The sequence below is a fragment of the Nonomuraea sp. NPDC001636 genome (assembly GCF_040298265.1).
Taxonomy (GTDB): Bacteria; Actinomycetota; Actinomycetes; order Streptosporangiales; family Streptosporangiaceae; genus Nonomuraea.
Map to the genome: position 1 here is coordinate 1 of NZ_JBEOZT010000072.1, position 6176 is coordinate 6176.

At 69.3% G+C, this 6176-nt stretch carries 9 protein-coding genes; 5 read left to right on the top strand and 4 right to left on the bottom strand.

Annotated elements, in window-relative coordinates; all coding sequences use genetic code 11:
- A partial coding sequence (locus tag ABT158_RS50750; RefSeq protein WP_352366626.1) for an alpha/beta hydrolase occupies positions 1-718 on the bottom strand: 718 nt, incomplete at its 3' end.
- A 151-nt stretch (positions 719-869) separates the two neighbouring features.
- Between ABT158_RS50750 and ABT158_RS50755 the strand changes: the two genes are divergently transcribed.
- The 3 genes from ABT158_RS50755 (at position 870) to ABT158_RS51425 (ending at position 2934) form a co-directional block, all read left to right on the top strand.
- Positions 870-1751: a LysR family transcriptional regulator gene (locus ABT158_RS50755; RefSeq protein WP_352366639.1), complete on the top strand. Its 882-nt coding sequence runs from the start codon at positions 870-872 to the stop codon at positions 1749-1751.
- A gap of 117 nt (positions 1752-1868) precedes the next feature.
- On the top strand, positions 1869-2318 hold the full coding sequence (locus ABT158_RS50760; protein WP_352366628.1) for a spore-associated protein A: 450 nt from the start codon (positions 1869-1871) through the stop codon (positions 2316-2318).
- A gap of 16 nt (positions 2319-2334) precedes the next feature.
- The gene (locus tag ABT158_RS51425; protein WP_502911647.1) at positions 2335-2934 is read left to right on the top strand and encodes a hypothetical protein; all 600 of its coding nucleotides are present in this window, start codon (positions 2335-2337) and stop codon (positions 2932-2934) included.
- A gap of 132 nt (positions 2935-3066) precedes the next feature.
- Here the strand turns inward: ABT158_RS51425 and ABT158_RS50770 are convergent, their stop codons facing one another.
- Positions 3067-3261, bottom strand: coding sequence for a hypothetical protein (locus tag ABT158_RS50770; protein ID WP_352366630.1), 195 nt, complete (start codon positions 3259-3261; stop codon positions 3067-3069).
- Between the two features lie 311 nt (positions 3262-3572).
- On the opposite strand from ABT158_RS50770, the gene ABT158_RS50775 reads away from it, so the two are divergent.
- Positions 3573-3752, top strand: a complete 180-nt coding sequence (locus tag ABT158_RS50775) for a hypothetical protein (RefSeq protein ID WP_352366632.1) — start codon at positions 3573-3575, stop codon at positions 3750-3752.
- A gap of 57 nt (positions 3753-3809) precedes the next feature.
- On the opposite strand, the gene ABT158_RS50780 is transcribed toward ABT158_RS50775, so the two are convergent.
- Together ABT158_RS50780 and ABT158_RS50785 are read right to left on the bottom strand one after the other, a co-directional pair.
- Positions 3810-4181 carry a hypothetical protein gene (locus ABT158_RS50780; protein WP_352366634.1) on the bottom strand — a complete coding sequence of 124 codons (372 nt, stop codon included), beginning with the start codon at positions 4179-4181 and terminating at the stop codon, positions 3810-3812.
- Between the two features lie 8 nt (positions 4182-4189).
- Entirely contained in the window at positions 4190-4915 is a 726-nt protein-coding gene (locus tag ABT158_RS50785) for an SDR family oxidoreductase (RefSeq protein ID WP_352366636.1), read from the bottom strand.
- 102 nt (positions 4916-5017) lie between these two features.
- Between ABT158_RS50785 and ABT158_RS50790 the strand changes: the two genes are divergently transcribed.
- Positions 5018-5854 (top strand): helix-turn-helix transcriptional regulator, encoded by an 837-nt coding sequence (locus ABT158_RS50790; protein WP_352366638.1) that lies wholly within the window; start codon positions 5018-5020, stop codon positions 5852-5854.
- Positions 5855-6176 lie beyond the last annotated feature (322 nt).

Here is a 6176-nt window from a genome sequence, read left to right on the forward strand (position 1 = left end):
ACACTGTCGAGGGGTCGGCGCCGTACTCGTGGCCGTGCTCGCGCACCCAGGCGATGATCTTCTTGAGGTCGATCAGGTGGTCCGGGTGCTGGAACCGGGGCCGCAGCCGGTAGTTGGCGCTGACGCACACCCAGCCCTGGGAGGCGAGCCGGTAGAGCAACGGCAGCGACTGGCTGTTCTTGTGGCCGCCGGTGTAACCGCCTCCGTGCAGGTGGATCAGCACGGGCGCGCCGGACGGCCGCGAGCGGTGGTGGTAGACGTCGAGCAGGTTGCGCCGGCCTGCTTCGCCGTAGGAGAGATCGGCCACCCGGCGGACGTCCGCGCGGCGCTTGAGGATGGGCAGGAACAGGATGCGACCCCACGGCGGGCGACGGCGCAGTCCGGCGGCGAGGTCGGCGTCGATGGCGGCGCGCCAGCCCGTGCCCAGGCCGGCGTCCATCGCGCGCCAGATCCTGGCCCGTTCCCCCAGGCCGCGGTAGGCGATTACGGTGAGCCCGATCGTGGTCACGGCGGCCAGGGCGACGACGGCCCAGCCGCCCGCCGTGTGGATGTCACCCTCGGCGAACGCCAGCGCCGTCGGGGCCAGCAGCAGCCAGAAGAAGGCCGCGAACGGCAGTTCGTTGGCGGCCAGCCCGAAGAAGTAGCTCACCCGGCCGAGCGGACTCCACCCCGGCAGCGGCCGCAGCGCGAACAGTGTCCCGATCGCGACGAGTGCCACAGGGATCAGATATCCGACGGGCACCGAACCTCCAAAGCCGCACGTCCTTCGAACGCGCCAAGCTTTCCCCACCCGGCCGCCTCGCATCTACGACGGATCCGATAACGTCCTTTAACCCTGGGATGAAGAATGCGGAGGCCCGCCCGTGGAGATGCGGGAGATCGAGATCTTCCTGACGCTGGCCGAGGAGCTGCACTTCAGCCGTACGGCCGAGCGGCTGGGCATCAGCCCCGCCCGCGTCAGTCAATCGATCAAGAAGCAGGAGCGGCGCATCGGCGCGCCTCTGTTCGACCGCACCACCCGAGCGGTCCGCCTCTCCCCGCTCGGTGAGCAGCTGTACCAGGCGCTCAAGAGCGGTCACCGGCAGATCACGCAGGGGATCGCGACCGCTCAGGCCACCGCCGACGGCACCGCGGGCACGCTGACCCTCGGCACGGTCGGCCCGCTCTCCACGCAGATCAAGGACGTTCTCGACCTGTTCCTCGCCCGCCACCCGAACGCCCGGCTCCAGCACCGCGAGATCCAGCCTGCCTCTCCGCTGGACCTGCTGAAGTCGGGCGAGGTGGACGTGGCGCACCTGTGGCTGCCGATCCGCGAGCCCGATCTGACCATCGAACCGACCTCGTACGCCTCCGACGTGGTGTTGATGGTCTCCGCCGACCACCCCTACGCGGGACGGGACTCCATCTGCCTGGAGGACCTCGGCGACTGCATCGTGGTCGAGGGCCGGTCGATCCCCTTCTGCATGGAGGAGATCTTCAACCCGTACCACACCCCTTCGGGTCGCCCAGTCCGCCGCGGGCACAAGGTCACCACCTGGCAGGAGACCCTCAGCGCCGTCGCCACGGGTCAGGCCACCGCTGGGGTCACCGCCGAGGCCGCGGCCTTCTACCCCTGGCCCAGCCTCGCCTTCGTCCCGATCCGCGACGCTCCGCCGTGCCGGTGGACGTTCGCCTGGCGTACGGCGGGTGAGACGCCACTCATCCGCGCCTTCGCCCGCGCAGCAGCCGACGCCCAGCCACCGACGGAGTAGCACCCGGACGTACCCCGCCCGGGTGGTGCTGATGGTGGCCCAGCTGAGCTGGGGCCGGCCGGGTGCGCGGCAACCCTGGCGGGCCAAGGCGATCGATTATGGGTGTAGGTTCCCGTTTTGATCACCAAGGAAGCGACAGGGGAAACAGTGCTCAATCTCAAGCGCAAGGCAACGCTCGCCCTCGCCAGTGCGGCGATGCTCGTTGGTTCTGTGGCCGTGAGCGGCCCGGCGAACGCCGCGTCATCACCGATCGCCGCATGCGGCGGTGGCAGCTACCATGTCATCGACCAGCACAGCTTGTCCGGCGGCGCAATCATCTATCTGCTCTACAACGGCACCTACAATTGCGTCGTCACCTGGAAGACCGGCAGCAGCGTGGGCTCCCCCTCCAACATGGGCGCCTTCCTGCAGCGGAAGAGCGACGAGAAGAGCGTTAGCGACCGCGGCAGTTACAGCTATTACGCCGGTCCGGTGAAGCTTGCCGCCTCGGGAACGTGCATCATATGGGGCGGCTTCGCCTTCGGCTCCTACGCGAGCTGGTATTCCGCCTGGTCACACTGCGGCTGACCGCGCGCCGCCGCCCGTGATCGGTCCGGCGAACGCCGCCCTGCTGGCGGTGATCGGACTCGCCCTGGCCGGCCCTCACCTCGTACGGACTGCGACCGGCGCGCTCGCCGACCACCTGCCTGCCCGGATCTCCGCCGTCGTCTGGCTGGCGGTCAACAACGCGCGCGGCTACGCGCTCAGGACGGCGGGCGCGGTCGCGGCCATGGGCATGGTGGTCACCCTCGGCCTCAGCTTCGTGGTGCTGCCCCGCAGGTGGGTGGTGGAAAGGACGTTCGCCTGGCTGGTCCGCTACCGCCGCCTGGCGCGGATCTATGAGCGCAAGCCCGCTCATCACGAGGCCGTGATCTGGTGGGCCACGGTGCACCAGATGACCCGCCGCCTGTCGCGCGAGCTGGCGGGCCGGCCACCCTCAAACCGCTGGAGAGACCCGCCACCACTACCGGTATTGTCCAGCCCCGACCGGCGTGGCAAGGTCCTGCAGCTCCTGGCCGCTCAGCCGTGGCGAGCCTGGCGAGGAAGCGAGCTGGCCGCCATTCTCGGGATCGAGAACGTCAACAGCTTCCGCGTCCAGCTGTCTCAATGGTCCCACCAGGGCTACATCAAGGGGTCCCAGTAGCAATGAAGAAATTTCCAACGAAGTAGCACCTGACCTGCGGAAACGCGGGAGTCCCTGACTGGCGTCTCGGTTTGATCACGGTGTTGGACCATGACGTCAAGGACAGTTCGCGGCCCGGGTGCCGGCCAGGGACTACGGCCGTTGCTTCGTATCGCCAGCTCCGGCGCCCAGCTCGGTGAGGCTGGGGTCGTGGTCGCGGAGCATGCGCATGACGGTGGCCGGGGAGGGGTGCCGGCCCCTCTTGGCGCCCTGGGTGATGACCAGGCGGGAGGCGATCTCGCGGAGGCTGAGGTCTTGGTCGCGCAGATGCAGGGCCTTGGAGAGCATGGCCTCATCGGTGACGGTGGCGCCGCCGATGGTCTTGCCGCGGGCGTGGGCCGCCTATGAAACAGCCGTACCGTCAACCCGCAGGCATGTCGATGTCGGGACGGCCAGCCGAAGTCGGCGATCGGCCGGGCGATCGAGGCTGCGAGACTGGGCCTCATGGACGCCACCCGAGCCCAGCATCTCGAAGCCGCTGAGATCGCCGCCCTGCTCGACGGACTCACCGTGTGTCACATCGCCTGCCAGGAGGTCGCCCGTGTCCATCGTGGGCTCCGCCCTCCCTGCCGGCCGATCCCGCTGCCGGATCGCCGATCGTGGTCGCCGTCGAGCGCTTCCTGGAGTCCCTGCAGGCGGCCACCACCCGCGGCGGCTATGCCCAGCCCCTCAACCGGCTGACCACCGTGGCCGGACCGCAGCACGGCTGGATCGCCGCAAGGCCACGCGCCGCGGCGACCGCGCCATCCCGCCGCCTGCCTGGACAAGCTGTTCAGTGACCGTGTTACCCGGCCGGCCCGCAAGCGCGTTGACCATGCCCTTGAGCATGCCCGCGGCTACAACTGGCGGCGGATCGCGTCGATCGTCGTCTCCGGCGAGGTGTTGAAACAGAACCGGATCCCCGGCGCCGCGGTGGCCAGCACGTTGATCAGCCGTTCGAAGAGCAGGGTGTGCTCGGGAAGCGTCCGCACGCCGGCCCCGATCATCGCCACGCCGAAGGAGGGCCCGGACTCCAGACAGTCGCGCAGAGTCTTCTCCGCTGCTTCCGGGTCGGCTTCGACGAGACAGGACGTCACGTCGAGTCCCGCCTCGCGCAGGGCCGCCTCTCCCTGCGCGATCCGGGCCGTGAGAACCTGCTCGTCGAGACCGGGAAGCGCGGTGTAGTCGATCGCGCTCGGGTGCAGACCGATGGAGATGATGGTGGTCATGTTGTCTCCTACCAGGGGATCGGGCCGTTGCCGCCGAAGAAGCCGCCGGTCGGCCCGTCCGGCTCCAGGGTAGCCAGACCGACGACCACCTCCGCTGCTTCGGCCACCGTGTGGACGCCCGTGTGACGGTTCATGTCGGTGGCCGGATTGCCCGGGTCCGCAGCGTTGATCTTGAACGTCGGCAGCGCCCGGGCGTACTGGGACACGATCATGTTGAGCGCGGTCTTGGACGAGGCATAGTCCAGGGCCAGGAAACCGTGCTCAGGGCGGGCAGGGTCGGCGGCGTTGGCCAGGGAGGCCAGAGCGCTGGACACCATGACGACGCGGGGGTGCTCCGACCTGCGGAGCAGGGGCAGGAAGGTGTGTGTCACCCGTACCGGACCGAACACGTTGGCCTCGTACAACGGTCGTAGCAGGCCGGCGTGCATGTCGGCCGGATCCATGATCGGGCCGCCGACACCCGCGTTGTTGACCAGGACGTCCAGGCGGTCCGTCTGCTCGGCCACCTTCTTCACGGCGGTCGCGGCGGAGTCGTCGGAGGTGACGTCCAACTCGACGAACGCGACATCGAGGCCCTGGCCCGCCAGCGAGTCCGCGGCCTGCCGGCCCCGTTCCGGATCCCGGGCGGTCAGGAACACGCGCCAGCCACGGCTCGACAACTGGCGTACCGTCTCCAGGCCCAGCCCCTTGTTCGCCCCGGTCACCAGGGCCACCGTTCTCAGCTCTGCAGTCATGGCCTCCATCATCGGGACGGGCCCCACAGCCTGCCAGGACCGGTGTGGCCTGGGACTGGCCGTACCACCCGGTCGATCCGGGTGATACGGCATGATCGAGGTATGAACCGCGCAGAACTCGCCGAAGTGCTCCGTACGGCCCGATCGCGCCTGCGCCCGCAGGACATCGGGCTGCCGGCAGGGTCTCGCCGCCAGGTCAGCGGGCTGCGCCGGGAGGAGGTGGCCATGCTCGCGGGCCTGAGCGTCGACTACGTCGTACGCCTGGAGCAGGGCCGCGGCCCCCGGCCGTCGAGTCAGGTCATCGCCGCGCTGGCCCAGGCGCTGAGGCTCGACGACGACGACCGCGACCTGGTGTTCCGGCTGGCCGGGTACGAGCCGCCCCACAACGGGCGCATCCAGATGGTCGTACGGCGGAGCGTTCTGCGACTGCTGGACCGCATGTCGGACCTGCCCGTACTGGTGCTGTCGGCCAAGGGCGACGTCCTGGCCTGGAACCCGCTGGCGGCGGCGCTGCAGGGCGACATGTCCGCCTGGCCTCGCCATCGGCGCAACCTCATCTGGCAGCGCTTTCTCGGCAGCAGCCGCTGCCAGGTCGCCCTGAACGCGGGCGACGACGATGCCGCTGCCCGCGCCTCGGTCGGCACCCTGCGCGCCGCTCAGGCCCGCTATCCGCGCGACCCGGACCTCGTCCGGATGATTGATGAGCTGCGTCGTGGGAGCACCCGCTTCGACGAACTGTGGAAGGAGGGGCGCTCCGCTGCGTGGCGGGCCGCGGCCAAGAGCATCAACCATCCGGCACTCGGTACGATCACGCTCGACTGTGACACCCTCCTGCTTCCTGACGACAATCAGACAGTGCTGATGTACTCGGCCGAGCCGGGCTCCTCCGAAGCGGCGGCACTCGATCTGTTGCGGGTGACCGGGCTACAGCGGTTCTGATCCGCCTCCGCACACCTGCTCCTCCCTGTGCCCTCGATGATGAGTGCGCGAAAGACGACGTGGCCGCCGGGTCGCCCGCATGCGGTAGCCGCCCCGGGAGCCGGCCCCGTGCGTTGGGACGGAAGAGTACGGGTATGAGCGGCGATGGCCCCCCAGCTTGCGCGAACCACAGTACGGGGGACCTGTGACCGACAACAGCCAGAAACAGCAGCAGCTCGACCAGTGCAGGGTGGATTCCGCCAACACGCGCTACACCACCGACCAGGGCGTGCGCATCGACGACACCGACAACTCGCTGTCGATCGGTGAGCGCGGCCCGACG

Coding starts and splice junctions, on each gene's coding strand:
- ABT158_RS50755 (WP_352366639.1), top strand. CDS start 870: ATGCGGGAGATCGAGATCTTCCTGACGCTGGCCGAGGAGCTGCACTTC.
- ABT158_RS50770 (WP_352366630.1), bottom strand. CDS start 3,261: ATGCTCTCCAAGGCCCTGCATCTGCGCGACCAAGACCTCAGCCTCCGC.
- ABT158_RS50780 (WP_352366634.1), bottom strand. CDS start 4,181: ATGACCACCATCATCTCCATCGGTCTGCACCCGAGCGCGATCGACTAC.
- ABT158_RS50785 (WP_352366636.1), bottom strand. CDS start 4,915: ATGACTGCAGAGCTGAGAACGGTGGCCCTGGTGACCGGGGCGAACAAG.
- ABT158_RS50790 (WP_352366638.1), top strand. CDS start 5,018: ATGAACCGCGCAGAACTCGCCGAAGTGCTCCGTACGGCCCGATCGCGC.